The following is a 14,331-nucleotide window of genomic DNA, read 5'->3' as shown; positions in this document are numbered from 1 at the left end:
CTCTGTGACACATCCTTATAAACGATGGTTATTTTACCTCTCCCCAGTCAGTTGGGCGGCCAGAAGCGCGTTGGCGCAGATGGACTCAAATTGGATCTGGGAAGAGTATCCGTCGGTCAGACGATCAAAGGCGGCGTTGGCAGCGGGATGATACTCCCGCCCCTCGGCCTCGGCCTGCTTTCCGGCGGCAATGCCCTCTGCCAGCAGGGAGAGGTCCCCGACTCGCTTGTGAGCGGGAATGGGGTGGAGCAGGAGCAGCCGGCCGTGCTCCCGAGGGAGCGTTTCACTGCTCCAGGTGCCGGAGAGCGGCACGTCGGCGCTCTGGAAGAGATAGCCGGTGCAGCGATCCCCTCCGATTCCCAGGACCCGCACGCCGGAGTCGGTCAGCCACTGAATGGTGGCCGGAATATCCAGCATGTCCTTGGGGGAGGTGGAGAGCAGCGCCACTGGAATATCCCGGAGAGCCGGAAGGTCGGGGCAGAGGGCCTCGCTGTGGATCTCACCGATGCCGCCCATGCCGCAGGTCACGGCCAGTGGAAGTCCCATCTGCTGGCAGACGGCCATGGTTCCCGAGGCAGTCAGCGCGCCGGAGAGTCCTTCCTCCAGTGCGGTGGGCAGCCGGTCATAGCTGATACGGCACAGCTCCGAAGCGCGGTCCCGGAAGGGGAGAAACTCCGCCATGGAGCCGATCACCACCTGTCCGGCATCCACCCAGGCAATGTTGTCCAGTTCCTGAGGCCAGCGGCGCAGCATCTCCTCGTTGGAGATGGACACCAACCCATGGGTGAGCAGTGCCGATTCAATCAGAAACGAATGCATTACTTCCAGCCTTCCAGGTCGTTGACGTTGTCCACGGTGACCAGGGTCAGGGGCAGGTAGATGTTGTTCTCAAAGGTCTCGCCCTCGTTGAGCATCACCGCCATCTGAAGCGCGGCCTTGGTGTACCGCTCACTGGAGTAGGACATGGAACCGGTCATGGTGCCTGCGCTGATGGCGGCACGGGCGTCGTCGGTGAAGTCCACACCGTAGACCAGGACGCCCTCCTTACCCTCCGCGGTGAGTGCCTCTACGGCGGCCAGCGCCATGGTGTCGTTGCAGCAGAAGATGCCCTTGAGGTCGGGGTACTCGGTGATCAGGGCCTTGGTGGCGTCATAGGCCAGCGTGGCGTCCCAGTCGCAGTTCTGCACCGCTACCAGATCGATGTTGTCGGTGGCCTCAAAGACAGACTTGGCGCCGGAGGTGCGGCCCTCGCTCTGGCCGGCACCGGCCAGACCGGCCAGGATGGCGACCTGTCCGCCGTCGGGCAGACGGGAGATCATGTCGTTGGCCACGGTCTCACCCTGCTCGGTAAAGGCCACAGTGATGGTGGCATCCAGATGACCGCCGGCCTCTTCCAGCGCATCCACATCCACGCCGGGACCCAGGTTGATGACCTTGACACCGTTCTCGTTGCACTTGACGATGCCGGGGATCAGGTTGGTGCCGTCGATGGGGGAGACAATGATGACGTCATAGTCCATGTCGGCCATGGTCATCAGCACGTCCAGCTGGGAGGCGGTGTCGCCCTCGGTGGTGCCGGTCTGCACATCGATGTCGATGCCCATCTCCTCACCGGCGGCCTCGTAGTAGTTCTTCATGTTGACCCAGAAGGGGTTGGTGAGAGAGATTACCACAGCGCCCACCTTGATGTCGCCAAACTGCTCGGGCATGGTGCCGATCTGGGCCTCCATGGCGGCGTCAAACTCCTGATAGAGCTGCTGCACGGTGGGGGAGAGGCCGCTGTCCGCACCTTCACCCTCCGGGGCGGGGGTGGCGCTGACCACGGGAGTGCTCTCCTGAGGGGCGGGGGTGCCTTCCACATTGGCGGAAGAGCCGCAGGCGGCCAGGCTGAAGAGCATTGCAGCCGCCAGCAGAAGGGAATACCATTTTTTCATCATCTTATATCCTCCTGTAAGACAGATTATGATAAAGGAAGCTCTTTCCTTTATACCAGTTGGATCAGCCGATACGGCTTTTGCGCTCCCGGAACTCCGCAATGACGACCGCGCACAACAGCATGGCGCCGGTAATGAACTGCTGGTAGTAGGAGGAGACGCTCAGAATGGTCAGGCCATTGCGGATGAGTCCCATGAGAAACACTGCAATCACGGTACCGGGCAGATTACCCCGGCCGCCGTGCAGTGCGGTTCCTCCCATGATGACGGCACAGATGGCATCCATCTCCATATTGAGGCCGGCGTTGGCCTCGGCCGAGTTGAGCCGGGCGGTGACAATGATGCCGGCCAGCGCGGACAGAACACCCATCAGCACAAAGACCGAGACCCGGTAGCGTCCAATGGGCACGCCGCTGCGCTTGAGCGCCTCCGGGTTGCCGCCCAGGGAGGTCACATAGGTGCCCCAGCGCATGTGGTAAAAGAGAGGGATGAGCAAGACAATGACCAGAAGAGCCATGGTGACGCCCGACTCCATACCAAAGAGATCGCCGCAGCCAAAGGAGCGGAAACCCTGGGGCAATTTGGTGATGGGAATACCCTGGGTGGCAATGAGGGAGAGGCCCCGGTACAGAAAGGCGGTGGCCAGGGTAATGATAAAGGCGTTGATGCGGGTAAAGTGGATGAGCAGGCCATTGATAGCCCCCATGATTCCGCCCAGAGCCAGGGCGAGGGGGATGGAGAGTCCAACCGACAGTCCGCCCTTCAGTGCCATAGCAGTGCAGATGGCGCTGAACGAGAGGATGGATCCCACCGAGAGGTCAATGGCGCCGGAGGAGATGATGCACATCATCCCACAGGCCAGGAGCAGCCGGTAGGAGTTGGCCTCCAGGATATTGACCACGTTTTTCAGGGAAAAGAAGGACTGGGTCTGTATGGACAGAAAGACCATCATGGCCAGGCATACCACCAGGAGCAGCAGGGAGGTGGACTGCCTGGAGCACCAGCGTTTCAGAGCAATCATACTTCCTCCACCTCACTTTCCCGGCGCAGGATCAGGTCCTGAAGGGCGTCGATGGTGGTATCCGCCGTGGCAGCTCCTGCGATGATATGTCCGGAGCGCAGTACATAGATGAAATCGGCCAGGGCAAAGACCTGGTGAAGATTGTGGCTGATGATGAGCTGGGTCATACCGCGCTCCCGGAGGCGGGAGAGCATTTGGAGCGTGCTGTGGCTCTCCTGAATGCCCATGGCGGCAGTGGGCTCGTCCAACAACAGGACCGAGCCCGGGCGGCGCAGGGCACGGGCAATGGCCACCCCCTGACGCTGTCCGCCGGAGAGATAGCTCACGGGCTGGGTCAGGTCGGGGATCTGTACATGGATGTCCTCCAGAAGCTGCCTGGCCTCCTCTGCCATGGCGCGCCGGTCCAGAAAGGGACCGCGCATGCGCTCACTGCCCAGAAAAATGTTCTCCACGCTGTTTTTAAAATTATCCAGTGCCAGGTCCTGATACACGGTGCGGATTCCAAGGTCCATGGCCTGGGGGATGGTGAGACCACGATAACTGCATCCACCGATTTGGATCTCCCCCCGGTCGGGCCGGAGGTTGCCGGAGAGGATTTTGATCAGGGTGGACTTACCGGAGCCGTTATCCCCCACGATAGCGGTGATAGCCCCTTGCTGTACCTCCAGGGAGACGCCGTGAAGAACCTGGATCTGCCCAAAAGACTTAAAAACCTGGTTAATGGAAAGGATACTCTGTTTCATATTCACATCCGCTACACTGATTGACGAAAAGCAATGTTACCGTTTTCTATCATAGCAGTGTGCCGAAGGAAGTTCAAATTGACAAATAAAATAAATAGATAAAGTGATATAGAGAAAATCGATAGAAGCGAGGAACAGAAAAGCGGCGCGTCTTTATGACGCGCCGCTTGGCGGATCGGGGAAGATTACTGGAACAGCGCCTTGGAGGTATCGATGCTGTGGCCGGAGGGATTGCCGATATCCGTGCCGTTTCCGGAAAATTCTGAGCCATCGAAGCTGAGGGTCAGATCGGTGGGCACGTTTTCCAGCAGCACGGCGGTGCCATTGTTCACAAAGTGATTATCGTGATAGCGGCTGTCGGAGGCGGACTGTCCGGTGGAGTTGAAGTGGAAGCCCACCTCATTGTCGGTAAAGGTACACTCGGTCACATTCACCCAGGCGCTCCCCTGGGACTGGAAACCGGTCTTGTAGCCGGTAAAGGAGCAGCCGATGGCCCAGGTCTTGACGGGAGCAATGATGCCGATGTCGGTGCCGTCTCCAACAAAGTCCATGTCATAGAAATAAGAGATGAACTGGTAATTGCCGCTGCCGATAGTTACCGAGCCCTTGAGAACAGTGCGCCCCGCCCCCTCGTCGGTACAGCCGTAGAACTCATAGGCCCGGGCCAGCTTCAGATCCCCTTCATAGGTCACGGGGGGCAGGTAGATGTGGATCAGATCGGAGGGGGCAACCTCCCGGACGGTCTGGTCCAGCAGGGCTTGCAGCTCCTCCACGGTGTTCATAGGGTAGTCCTGCCAGTGGTACTCGTGGGTGATGATGGGGGTAACATGGATGTTCTGGCGGATGCGGATCTCGTCTCCGTTCTTCATCTGGATGGTCCAGACGATCTGCGGCTCTCCGGAATCGCCGGTAAAATCCAGGGAGCAGATCATGGCGGCATCGGGGGAGTACTCCTCGTCGTGACTGGGCTCTCCGGCAGTGAGAGGATCGGCGGCGTTCTCGTCCTGAACCACCTCCACGGTGACTTTCCCCACCAGAGGCTCAAACTCCGCCCAGGCATCGGCGCCGGTAGCGGCGTCGTTGACATACCACCGGGAGGGCCAGCGATACGCCTCGTCAGGGGAGCCCTGCTGGTAGATGTCGGGGGCGGGGGCACAGCGGTCGTTGGGCCAGGCCACCAGCAGCTGATAGGTCTTATCTCCGCTCTCGTAGTACACCACACCCAGCTCGTCATACCGCTGGGGCACATAGGGGCGATTACAGTACCAGACAGCCCCACCGATGGCGGCGATTACTGCCAGGGCCAGCAGGCCCAGCAGAAGCTTTTTGAGCAGAGGGATAGGCTTTCTCACCTTTTTCCGGGCGTGGACGTCCTTGGCGCAGTGGGGACAGAAGGCGGCGTTTTCCGGCAGGTCCGCGCCGCAGTGGGGGCATTTGTGTTCCATCATGGGATTCTCCTTTACTCAAAGGTGACCTGGGACAGGTCCAGGGGCTGGTCGCAGGAGTTGAGGATGCTCTGGGCGTTGGCCCGGAAGACGGAACCCTGGAAGTTGAGGACCACGTCGGTGGGGACGTTATCCAGCTGCACCGCCACATCATTGCCCTCAAAGAGGTTGTCGTTGTACATGGAGTGGTTGGCGTACTCTCCCGTGCTGTCGAATTGGAAGCCGATGCCGTTATTCCGGAAGGTGCAGCCGATGACATTGGCCCAGCTGGTGCTGTAGGCCAGTACACCGGTGTCCCAGCCGGTGAAGGTACAGTTTGTGGCCCGGAAGGGGGCAGAGCCGGAGAGACCGGTGCCGCTGCCGCACCCCACAAAGTCAATGTCTTGGAGATAGGCGATCTCGCTGTTAGGTGCCACCACCTGAACGGGGCCTGTGAAGGTGGTACGCCTCCCGGCTTCGTCGGCAGAGCCGTACAGGTTCATGCTCCGGCTCTGGATCGTGATTCCGTCCGCATAGGTCACCGGGGGCAGGTGGAGGTTGATGACCGCCACAGGATCCGTCACCTGGTCCGGGATGGCGTCGATGAGGGCCTGGAGCTCCTCTGCCGTGTCCATGGGGTAGTCCTCCGGGTAGTAGTCATACACCGGGATGGGAACTACTTCATAGATCTGCCGGAGAGAAATGGTGTCTCCATTTTTCATGTGGAAGGTCCACACCAGCTCCGCCGGGGCGCTCTGCCCGGTGAAGTCGATGAGGGAGATGAGGGGACACTCGGGCGCGCCCTCGTTGTAGGCGGGCTGGGAGCATACGAAGGGGGAGGGGCTGTCCTCCTGGCCGGTAAAGGCCGCCGTTACCTCCACCACCTCCGCCAGGAAGGCCTCCGAGGCGTCCACGCCGTTATGGGTGTCGTTGACAAACAGCCGGGAGGGCACCCGGTATTGGCCCTCCGGCTCCCCGGGAATGGTCAGCTCCGGTACGGGGGTGTAGCGGTCTACGCTCTGGGTGAGCAGGAGCTGATAGTCCCCGTAGCGGACCTCCCCATAGCCGTCGTAGGTCCTGGGGGCGAAGACTGCCCACAGCCCGAACCCGACGGCGGCCAGCACCGCCAGAGCCAGCAGGGCCAGCAGCAGCTTTTTCAGCAGGGGGACCGGCTTTTTTACCGCTTTACGGGCATGGATGTCCTTCGCACAATGGGGGCAGAAAACGGCATTTTCCGGCAGGTCCGCGCCGCAGTGGGGACATTTGTACTCCATGACTTATCCCCCGTTCCCCTGATGATCCAGCATGGTGTAGCCCAGCAGGTTGTAGTCCTGGTCCAGCAGCAGGTAGCACCGCCAACGGCCCTCCTTGGGGAGAAACTCCTCCAGCCGCTCCATCTCCTGGCACTGGCGCTCCAGCTCCGGGCTGTGGAGGGTGTGCCACAGGGAGTAGATCTGGGCATCGTCCTTCCGCAGCACCGGGCCCTGGCCAGTATTGTAGCCGTTTAAGAACCACACCGCCCCGGAGGAGGGAATCTCCTCCGGAGAGATGTAAGTGGAGAAATCATCTTCCCAGTTGCCCTCAAAGGCGGCCAGCTCCGCCTCGTAGAGGTGGGTGAAGTCGTAGTCGCAGTTCACCACGTCCATCTGCCACTTGCCGTCCCCCAGGCTGGTGGGGGAGCCAATGAAGTAGCCCATCAGGTGGGTGCTGCTGTCAAAGATCAGCAGAGACACCCGGTTGTTGGAGTCATTGCCCGCGCTGTACATCCCCCGCTCGCCCACGGCGGATTCGGTGCCACGGGAGGACACCAGCCGGGCCATCTGGTAGCTGTCCACCAGGTAGTCGTCGATGTTGTCGCTGCTCTTGGAGGTGGTGCCGAAGTCAATGGCGATGAGGGTGGGGAAGAACTCCTCCAGATATTCGGGGGTGACCGTCACCATGCCGTCTTCGTCCTCCTGAAAAACCACGGCCGTGGTCTCCCCGGCGGGGAGGCCGGTGGGGGAATCGTGCAGCAGTCCCCAGCCTGCCGCCGCTGCCGCCGCCAGAATTACCAGCAGCAGAACCCATTTCAGGCCCTTACGCCACAGGTGGGAGGGAACGGCGGCCGCTTTCCGGGTGCGGATGCTCTGGGCGCAGTGGGGACAGAAGGAGGCATCTGCCGGCAGGTCTGCGCCGCAGTGCGGGCAGTTATGTTCCATAAAGAACCTCTCTTTCATTCAAAGATGACATGTACCGTGCTGAGAATGTTGTCGGTGGCATTGAGGATATCCTCCTCGTTGCCGGAGAAACGGGACTGGGCCAGGCGGATGGTATGATTGCTTGGTACCCGGACCAGATCCATGCCTATTCCATTGTTTACAAAGGTGTTGCCGGTAAAATCGGTGTAGTTAAAATAGGTCCCGGCGCTGTCAAAGCGCAGGCCAACCCCGTTGTCTTCGAACCAGCAGTCGATGGGATCGGCCCAGTTCTCTCCGCCGATCAGCATGCCCACGTCCCAGCCCGTGAAGCGGCAGTCCTTCACCCGGTAGTCGGCCTCGATGGTAAGGCCGGTGCCCGAGCCGTTCCCCTGGAAGTCGATGTTTTGAACCGAGGTCAGGGAATTCTGCTCCGGCGAGAGGACCACCGGCCCCAGGAAAGAGGTGCGCCGGCCCTGCTCGTCTGTGGAGCCGGAGAGCTGGATGGCCCGCCGGTCAATGGTGAGTCCGCCCTGATACTGGACCGGGGGCAGGTGGAGGTGGATCACGGTGGGCAGGGAGACCTCCTCCTGGAGACGGTCCACCAGGGCCTGGAGGTCCTCGATGGTGTCCATATCATAGTCCTCCGGGTAGCAGTGGAGGGAGTCCACCGGCTGGAGGTTCAGGGTCTGCCACAGAAAGATGGTATCCCCGTTTTTCATGGTGATGGTCCACTCCATCTCCACCGGCCCCCAGCTCTGACCGGTGAACTCCAGCGAGGAGACCAGCAGACCCTCGGACAGTTCCTCACCACGGATGGGGGGCTGGCAGATCACAGGGGAGGGATTGTCCGGCGGCTGAAATACCCGGACCTGAACGGACTGGGTGTGTTGATAAAACATCTGCCCTGCATCCGTTCCGCTGTCCTGGTGGAAGATAAAGAGCTTGGAGGACCGCTCATAGAAACCGTCCGCCTCTACCGGCATGGTGCGTTCTGCCTCCGGGGTGGGGAGGTTGCGGAAGGTGAGCAGCAGGCGATAGTCTTGACCGTTCAGATGGTAAATCAGCTCCCCAGAGGCATTGTATACGTCTGGAGTGGCGGCGTCATATAGTAAAACCGCGGCCGCTGCCAGAGCGGCCAAGATCAACAGCCGAAGGGCACGCTTCAAAGGGCCCACCCACCGGCGAACAGGTACATCCACCTCCTGACGGGGGCGGATGCTCCGGGCACAGTAGGGGCAGAAGGAGGCACCTGACCACAGGGACGCACCGCAGTGGGGACAGTCGTGCTTCATAGGGATTCTCCCGTTTACTCAAAGGTGGCGTAAGTGGTATCAATGACATGGCCGGTGGGGTTATTGATGTTGGCGTTGTTACCGGAGAACCGGCAGCCGGAGAAGTAGATGGTCTGCGTACCAGGTACTTGCAGCAGATTTACCGCCATCTGGTTGCGGAGAAAGGTGTTGCCCTCAAAATCGGTACAGTTCACATAGGAGCCCGCGCTGTGGAAGCACAGTCCCACGTCGTTGTCCTCAAAGGAGCACCCCACCGGGTCGGCCCAGTCTTCCCCGCCCACCAGCATTCCAGTGTCCCAACCGGTGAAGAGGCAGTTGCGCACCCGGCAGTCGGCCTCGATGGTGAGGCCGGTGTCAGAGCCACTGCCACGAAAGTCAATGTTTTCGATCATGGTCAGGGGGTCCTGCTCCGGCCGGATGACCACCGGCCCCAAAAAGGCGGTGCGCATATTCTTCTCATCCACCGAGCCGGAGAGCTGGATGGACCGCTTGTCAATGGTGAGCCCTCCCTCATAATGGACCGGAGGCAGGTGGAGTCGCACCACCGTGGGCAGGGGGACCTCCTCCTGGATCTGGTCCACCAGGGCCTGGAGGTCCTCGATGGTGTCCATGTCGTAGTCCTCCGGGTAGTAGTGGACGGTGTCCACCGGCTCAAAGACCAGCGTTTGTCGGAGAAGGATGGTGTCCCCGTTTTTCATGTCAATGCGCCACTCTACCTCCACCGGTCCCTGGCTCGTTCCGGTAAAATCCAGCGTGGAGACCAGCAGGCTGCCGGCGTTATCGTCGGAAAAGAGCGGCGCATGGCAGATGACCGGAGAGGCGTTGTCCGGCTGGAGCACCCGGACCTGGCAGGAGTCGATCTGCTGGTTAAACATCCGCCCCGCGTCGATCCCGGTGTCCACGTGGGTAATGATCAGCTTGGAGGAACGTTGATAGCTTTCGTCCGACTCCACCTGTACGGTGTATTCCGGCTCCGGAGTACCGTCGTTGCGGAAGCTGACCGCCAGGTGGTAGTCGCTGCCGTCCATCTCATAGATAAGCTCCCCATAGGCGTCGTACACGTCGGGTGTGACGGCGTCATACAGCAAAATCAAGGCCGCGATCAGAGCGGCCGCCGCCAGCAGAAGCCCGGCCCGTCTCAGTGGCCGCAGCCATCGGCGGATGGGTACGAACACCGCCTGCCGGGGATGGAGATCCTTTGCGCAGTAGGGGCAGAAAGAGGCGCCCTCCGGAAGGGAGGCGCCGCAGTGGGGGCAGGGCTTTACCGGCCCGGGCATCCTCAGAGAGCCTCCATCAGCCGCAGCACGTTTTTATAGCGGTGCTGGGGGTTGACGTGGGTACAGCGGTCCACGATGCGGCCCATTTTGCCCCCCGCCAGCTTTTTGGAGGGGTGTTCCCCGGTGAGCATGACGTTGATGAGCACGCCCAGGGAGTAGATGTCGGTGCGGATATCCGACTGGGACAGGCCGTACTGTTCCGGGGCGGCAAAGCCGGTGGTTCCCAGGATCTGGGTATCCATCTCATTCTCCGGCTTATGCAGGCGGGCGGCATCAAAGTCGATGAGCACCGCCTGATCTCCCCGGAGGATGATATTCTCCGGCTTCACATCCCGGTGGACTGCGCCGATGGAGTGGAGGACCCACAGGGCATGGCACACTTGAATGACCACTTTTTTGGTCTCCTCCGGGGAAAAAAGTCCGCCCTCCAGCAGAAAGCCCAGGGTATCGCCCGCGATAAATTCCTCCACCACCAGGTTTTCGCTCCCCAGGCTCGCCACCTCAAACACCGTGGGCAGATTGGGACAGGTGTAGTCCAGTAATTTGTAATAGACCTCCGGATTACCGGTGAACTGCCGGAGGATGAAGCGCTGGCCGGAGGCTTTGTGACGGATGAGCTGAACGCTGCCCCGGTCGCTCTGCTTGAGCATGCGCACAGGGTCGTATTCTTCTTCGAGACGATGTTGCAACCAAGTATAAATGGAAATCACCCCAAAATCAGAGACACTATGCAGTGTGCATATTGTTATCAATCACAAAATGTTGTAGATTTAGTATATACAATCTGACCACGGAAGTAAAGAGAGGGGGGATCTGTGGTGAAAGAAAAGACCACTGACGACCTCCGGCAGGAATTGATGACCCAGCCGGATATTGATTCTTATATCAAAGAAAATCAGGAGTTTTTCTGTGACTGGAGCGTCTCGGAACTCCTGGGACAGCTGTATGAAAAGAGCGGCCTTTCCAAGGCGGGGCTGGCCCGCAAGGCCGGGATGAGTGAGGTATACCTCCATCAGATCTTTTCCGGGCGGAGGAAACCGTCCCGGGACCGGCTGCTCTGTCTGTGCATCGGCCTGGATGCAACGCTGGATGAGACCCAGCGTCTGCTCAAGCAGGCGGCCTATGCCCAGGTCTATCCCAAAAATAAGCGGGATGCCATCATCAGCCACGGGATCATTCACCATACGCCGTTGAGTGCCATCAACGACAAGCTGTTCGCCGAGAATGAGAGGACCCTGTTCTAAATAGGAATGGGCCGCAGACGATTGTTTCGGCAAAGAAAATGCCAGGGACCCGCTGTAAGGGCGGGACCCTGGCATTTTGATGTTTTGGCTGTGTGGGTGCACCGGGCGCCCAATCGCAGAAAGGGGGTTCCAGGTCAGGAGGGCTGCTCTTCCGGCGCGGGGAGAAACTTCGCGGCGACCACTTTGTGAAAGAGAAGGGCAAAGAGCAGTCCAAACGCCACGCCCAGGAAGGTATTGACGATGCGGAGCAGGACGGCCTGCTGGACACCGTAAATACCGGCACCCAACATCAGTGCGCCGAAGCAATTCATCGCCGTTTTGTAGCGGTAATCGGTGCAGAAGCCCAGGCACAGTCCCCCCAGCGGACCGAGCAGGGAATGCAGCGCCTCAGGGGTGAGCTGATAGAGTATAAAAAACAGACAGGAGCCTGCAACGGCGCCCACGATACGCTGCCGGAAGCGGAGAGTAGTATCATGAGAGTAGGGATACTGGGAGAGTAGGGATGCACAGGCAAAGCCGATCCACATGAAGCGCTCCATTCCCCAGATCTGTCCCGCCGATAATACCAGGCTGACCCCCAGGGCCATGCGCAGCTGCCAGAGATGGACGGGATTCGAGAGGCTGAACTTCCGCACTACATGGTGAAAGCGGATCTTTTTGTGCAGCTCCCGGTGTTTGGCAAAGAGGATCGCGCCGCAGATAAGGTAGCCCACCAGGGCCAGCATGCCGCGGCGGACAAGGGCCTCGCCGCTGACCGGATTGCCGGTCAGATAGACGTAGGCGAAACTGTACAGACCGCCATTTCCCAGCTCCGGCCGTTGGGTGGTGATATACAGCAGTCCAAAGAAGGCCGCAAAATGGAGCGGGATCAGGCCTACCGGAGGGATCACGGCCGCTGCACTGGGCGCCAGCACCAGGATGGCAAGGGCGATTGCCAGTGTGAAGAGGGAATCACCGACACAGTATTCAAAATTGACAAAGCGCAGGCCCAGCATGATACAGAATAACGCTACGGCCATGGCGGTGTTATCCGCGCCGAAGATGCCGGACAGGAGGCTGATAAATACAATGGCAAAGGCCACGATGAGCACGGAGCGCACCGTGATTGCCAACCAATAATAATTCTTTTCCTGCAGCGTTTCACAGGCGGAGATCTTTCGCTTTAGAATGGACGGGTCCATCCGTAAGGCATCATAAAATTTCATGGTCAAGGTGCTTGTTCGGTCCTTTCTCGATCTGTGCGGCCAGTTGATCGGTATGAGATAGAAATTGCTCAAATACGTCTCCTGTGCTGCGCCACAGGTCGTAAAAGGGCTGTAAAATGCTCTCATATCCCTTTTTCAGTTCAGACAGGCCGGATTCGGTGATAAAAAGACGATAGCTTCGCTCATCCTCCGCCTGGCGCTCCTTGCGGACGCAGCCCTTTTCAAAGAGCGACTTCAGGCAGCGGCTCACCGCTTCCTTCTTCATGCCGCTCCCCTCGCTGAGCAGGAAAGGGGTATTTTGCCCGGGATTCAAATAGAGTCTTGCCAACAGCTCACATTCACTGGCCGTCAGGGTGGACTGCCGTGCCGGCAGCAGTGCCCGCACGACCTTTTGCAGCTGCTGCTGATAGTGCGCCATATCGGTCCATTCGATCTGCATAGATATCCCTCTTCTATATAGTTAACGTTGTTAAGTATATAGCCCGTATTTTGACCTGTCAAGAGGACCGTGCCGTATTCTTGCAGAACAGCAAAATTTTTTACACAAAAAACCCGGCTGTGTCTCTCTGCACAGCCGGGTTTTACTTTGGGTTGAACGGACCACAGCTCAAAAATGGCTGTGGAGCCAGTCGGCCCGGTGGTAATAGATCCAAAAGGCTATGGAGCTGAGCAGCCAGGTGAGGGGGTAGACCCAATAGACCATCTGGATGCTCTGGGTCAGCGGAACGGTGATGGTGAGGAACGTCACCCGGACCACGCACCAGAAGACCAGCATGACTGCCATGGGGATCATGACCTTTCCGGAGCCGCGCAGCAGGGCGGAAATGGAGTGGGAGTAGGCCAGCAGGAAGAAGAAGAGCGCCGAGGTGCGGGCCTTCTCGATGCCGAAGCGGATGACCTCTGGGTTGGAGTCAAAAGCGGCGATGAGCTGCGGCGCAAAGACAAAGACCAGCACGCCGATGATCTCGGCCAGGATGACCGTGGTCCAAATGCCAAAACGCGCCCCCTTTTTGGCGCGCTCCAGCTGTCCGGCTCCCAGGTTCTGGCCGGTGAAAGTGGTGAGTGCCATGGTGAAGCTGGTGATGGGGAGAAATCCGAACCCTTCGATCTTGGAATAGGCCCCGCAGCCGGCCATGGCGATCTCTCCAAACACATTGATGTTGGATTGGACCACCACGTTGGCAAAGGCGATGATGGAGTTTTGCAGGCCGGAGGGGAGCCCCAGCCGGATGATCTGCCGCAGCATTTCGCCGTCAAAGCGGATTTTGGACAGATACAGGCGATAGCAGTCCTGGGTACGCACCAGCTGGATGAGGCAGAGAACGGCACTGACCAGCTGAGAGATGACCGTGGCGATGGCCGCCCCCTCCACCCCCATGTGGAAGAGCCCGATGAATACCAGGTCCAGCACAATGTTGATGAGAGAGGAGATGATCAGATAATAGAGCGGATGGCGGCTGTCTCCCACCGCCTGGAGGATACCGACTGAGACGTTGTAGAGGACAAAACCGAGGGAGCCGGCAAAGTAAAGCCGCAGGTAGAGCACAGAGTCCCCCATGACATTCTGGGGCGTAGCCATCCATAAGAGGATCTGTGGCGAGAGGAGCATCCCCACTAGGGTCATAACCACACCGGCGGCCAAACCGAAGGCCACGGTAGTATGGATGGCCAGACGCATGTGGTCGTAGTCCTTGGCACCGAAATACCGGGCGATGACCACCCCTGCGCCGATGGAGACGCCGCTCAGAAAGCCGATGAGCATGAAGATAAGGCTGCTGGAGGAGCTGACCGCGGCCAGCGCGTTGCTGCCCAGAAAGTTGCCCACAATCAGGGAGTCGGCGGTGTTATAGAGCTGCTGAAAGAGATTGCCGAAGAAGATGGGCAGCGCAAAAAGGGTGATGCTTTTGCGAATGGAGCCGTTGAGCATGGAGGCAGTGCGTTCCTGCTGCAAGTCATGTCCCTCCCGGTACGTCGATCTCCTGTCCGGCAGAGCCGACAGGTACACGGCCCATTA

The 14,331-nt window shown here is 59.5% G+C and carries 14 protein-coding genes; 1 reads left to right on the top strand and 13 read right to left on the bottom strand.

Going from position 1 to position 14,331, the window contains the following annotated elements; translation table 11 throughout:
• Positions 1-33: 33 nt before the first annotated feature.
• From H8S34_RS12900 to H8S34_RS12855, 10 genes are all read right to left on the bottom strand, one after another.
• Positions 34-819, bottom strand: a complete 786-nt coding sequence (locus H8S34_RS12900) for a pseudouridine-5'-phosphate glycosidase (protein ID WP_186964194.1) — start codon at positions 817-819, stop codon at positions 34-36.
• On the bottom strand, positions 819-1,937 hold the full coding sequence (locus H8S34_RS12895; protein ID WP_235964338.1) for a sugar ABC transporter substrate-binding protein: 1,119 nt from the start codon (positions 1,935-1,937) through the stop codon (positions 819-821). The genes H8S34_RS12900 and H8S34_RS12895 overlap by 1 nt, the downstream gene beginning before the upstream one ends.
• 61 nt (positions 1,938-1,998) lie before the next feature.
• A complete protein-coding gene (locus H8S34_RS12890; protein WP_101692118.1) occupies positions 1,999-2,955 on the bottom strand; it encodes an ABC transporter permease in 957 nt (318 codons plus the stop codon).
• Entirely contained in the window at positions 2,952-3,698 is a 747-nt protein-coding gene (locus tag H8S34_RS12885) for an ATP-binding cassette domain-containing protein (RefSeq protein WP_186964193.1), read from the bottom strand. The genes H8S34_RS12890 and H8S34_RS12885 overlap by 4 nt, the downstream gene beginning before the upstream one ends.
• A gap of 185 nt (positions 3,699-3,883) precedes the next feature.
• Positions 3,884-5,146, bottom strand: a complete 1,263-nt coding sequence (locus tag H8S34_RS12880; protein WP_101692116.1) for a zinc ribbon domain-containing protein — start codon at positions 5,144-5,146, stop codon at positions 3,884-3,886.
• Between the two features lie 11 nt (positions 5,147-5,157).
• A complete protein-coding gene (locus H8S34_RS12875; RefSeq protein ID WP_186964192.1) occupies positions 5,158-6,396 on the bottom strand; it encodes a zinc ribbon domain-containing protein in 1,239 nt (412 codons plus the stop codon).
• A 3-nt stretch (positions 6,397-6,399) separates the two neighbouring features.
• Positions 6,400-7,320: a zinc ribbon domain-containing protein gene (locus H8S34_RS12870; protein WP_186964191.1), complete on the bottom strand. Its 921-nt coding sequence runs from the start codon at positions 7,318-7,320 to the stop codon at positions 6,400-6,402.
• 14 nt (positions 7,321-7,334) lie between these two features.
• The gene (locus H8S34_RS12865; protein WP_186964190.1) at positions 7,335-8,591 is read right to left on the bottom strand and encodes a hypothetical protein; all 1,257 of its coding nucleotides are present in this window, start codon (positions 8,589-8,591) and stop codon (positions 7,335-7,337) included.
• Positions 8,592-8,605: 14 nt separating this feature from the next.
• Positions 8,606-9,868 carry a zinc ribbon domain-containing protein gene (locus tag H8S34_RS12860; RefSeq protein ID WP_186964189.1) on the bottom strand — a complete coding sequence of 421 codons (1,263 nt, stop codon included), beginning with the start codon at positions 9,866-9,868 and terminating at the stop codon, positions 8,606-8,608.
• 2 nt (positions 9,869-9,870) lie between these two features.
• The gene (locus H8S34_RS12855) at positions 9,871-10,518 is read right to left on the bottom strand and encodes a serine/threonine protein kinase (protein WP_207724984.1); all 648 of its coding nucleotides are present in this window, start codon (positions 10,516-10,518) and stop codon (positions 9,871-9,873) included.
• Between the two features lie 168 nt (positions 10,519-10,686).
• Here H8S34_RS12855 and H8S34_RS12850 point away from each other — a divergent pair, with 168 nt between their 5' ends.
• Complete coding sequence (locus H8S34_RS12850) at positions 10,687-11,112, top strand: helix-turn-helix domain-containing protein (protein ID WP_346727983.1); 426 nt, start codon at positions 10,687-10,689, stop codon at positions 11,110-11,112.
• A gap of 134 nt (positions 11,113-11,246) precedes the next feature.
• Here H8S34_RS12850 and H8S34_RS12845 read toward each other — a convergent pair whose 3' ends face one another.
• The 3 genes from H8S34_RS12845 to H8S34_RS12835 all read right to left on the bottom strand — a co-directional run bounded on the left by H8S34_RS12845 (position 11,247) and on the right by H8S34_RS12835 (position 14,244).
• Entirely contained in the window at positions 11,247-12,317 is a 1,071-nt protein-coding gene (locus H8S34_RS12845; RefSeq protein ID WP_186964188.1) for an FUSC family protein, read from the bottom strand.
• Positions 12,304-12,756 carry a MarR family winged helix-turn-helix transcriptional regulator gene (locus H8S34_RS12840; RefSeq protein WP_207724983.1) on the bottom strand — a complete coding sequence of 151 codons (453 nt, stop codon included), beginning with the start codon at positions 12,754-12,756 and terminating at the stop codon, positions 12,304-12,306. Before H8S34_RS12840 ends, H8S34_RS12845 begins: the two co-directional genes overlap by 14 nt.
• A gap of 168 nt (positions 12,757-12,924) precedes the next feature.
• A complete protein-coding gene (locus tag H8S34_RS12835; protein WP_186964225.1) occupies positions 12,925-14,244 on the bottom strand; it encodes an MATE family efflux transporter in 1,320 nt (439 codons plus the stop codon).
• Between the last annotated feature and the right edge of the window lie 87 nt (positions 14,245-14,331).

This window comes from Pseudoflavonifractor hominis (assembly GCF_014288125.1).
Classification (GTDB): Bacteria; Bacillota; Clostridia; order Oscillospirales; family Oscillospiraceae; genus Pseudoflavonifractor_A; species Pseudoflavonifractor_A gallinarum.
Note: the sequence above shows the minus strand (reverse complement) of the source record. Positions and strands in the feature narration are given on the sequence as shown.

Excerpts from the sequence above, each read along its gene's own strand:
- H8S34_RS12885 (WP_186964193.1), bottom strand. The coding sequence starts at position 3,698 with ATGAAACAGAGTATCCTTTCCATTAACCAGGTTTTTAAGTCTTTTGGG.
- H8S34_RS12835 (WP_186964225.1), bottom strand. The coding sequence starts at position 14,244 with ATGCTCAACGGCTCCATTCGCAAAAGCATCACCCTTTTTGCGCTGCCC.
- H8S34_RS12875 (WP_186964192.1), bottom strand. The coding sequence starts at position 6,396 with ATGGAGTACAAATGTCCCCACTGCGGCGCGGACCTGCCGGAAAATGCC.
- H8S34_RS12860 (WP_186964189.1), bottom strand. The coding sequence starts at position 9,868 with ATGCCCGGGCCGGTAAAGCCCTGCCCCCACTGCGGCGCCTCCCTTCCG.
- H8S34_RS12865 (WP_186964190.1), bottom strand. The coding sequence starts at position 8,591 with ATGAAGCACGACTGTCCCCACTGCGGTGCGTCCCTGTGGTCAGGTGCC.
- H8S34_RS12855 (WP_207724984.1), bottom strand. The coding sequence starts at position 10,518 with ATGCTCAAGCAGAGCGACCGGGGCAGCGTTCAGCTCATCCGTCACAAA.
- H8S34_RS12895 (WP_235964338.1), bottom strand. The coding sequence starts at position 1,937 with ATGATGAAAAAATGGTATTCCCTTCTGCTGGCGGCTGCAATGCTCTTC.
- H8S34_RS12890 (WP_101692118.1), bottom strand. The coding sequence starts at position 2,955 with ATGATTGCTCTGAAACGCTGGTGCTCCAGGCAGTCCACCTCCCTGCTG.
- H8S34_RS12870 (WP_186964191.1), bottom strand. The coding sequence starts at position 7,320 with ATGGAACATAACTGCCCGCACTGCGGCGCAGACCTGCCGGCAGATGCC.
- H8S34_RS12900 (WP_186964194.1), bottom strand. The coding sequence starts at position 819 with ATGCATTCGTTTCTGATTGAATCGGCACTGCTCACCCATGGGTTGGTG.
- H8S34_RS12845 (WP_186964188.1), bottom strand. The coding sequence starts at position 12,317 with ATGAAATTTTATGATGCCTTACGGATGGACCCGTCCATTCTAAAGCGA.
- H8S34_RS12880 (WP_101692116.1), bottom strand. The coding sequence starts at position 5,146 with ATGATGGAACACAAATGCCCCCACTGCGGCGCGGACCTGCCGGAAAAC.
- H8S34_RS12840 (WP_207724983.1), bottom strand. The coding sequence starts at position 12,756 with ATGCAGATCGAATGGACCGATATGGCGCACTATCAGCAGCAGCTGCAA.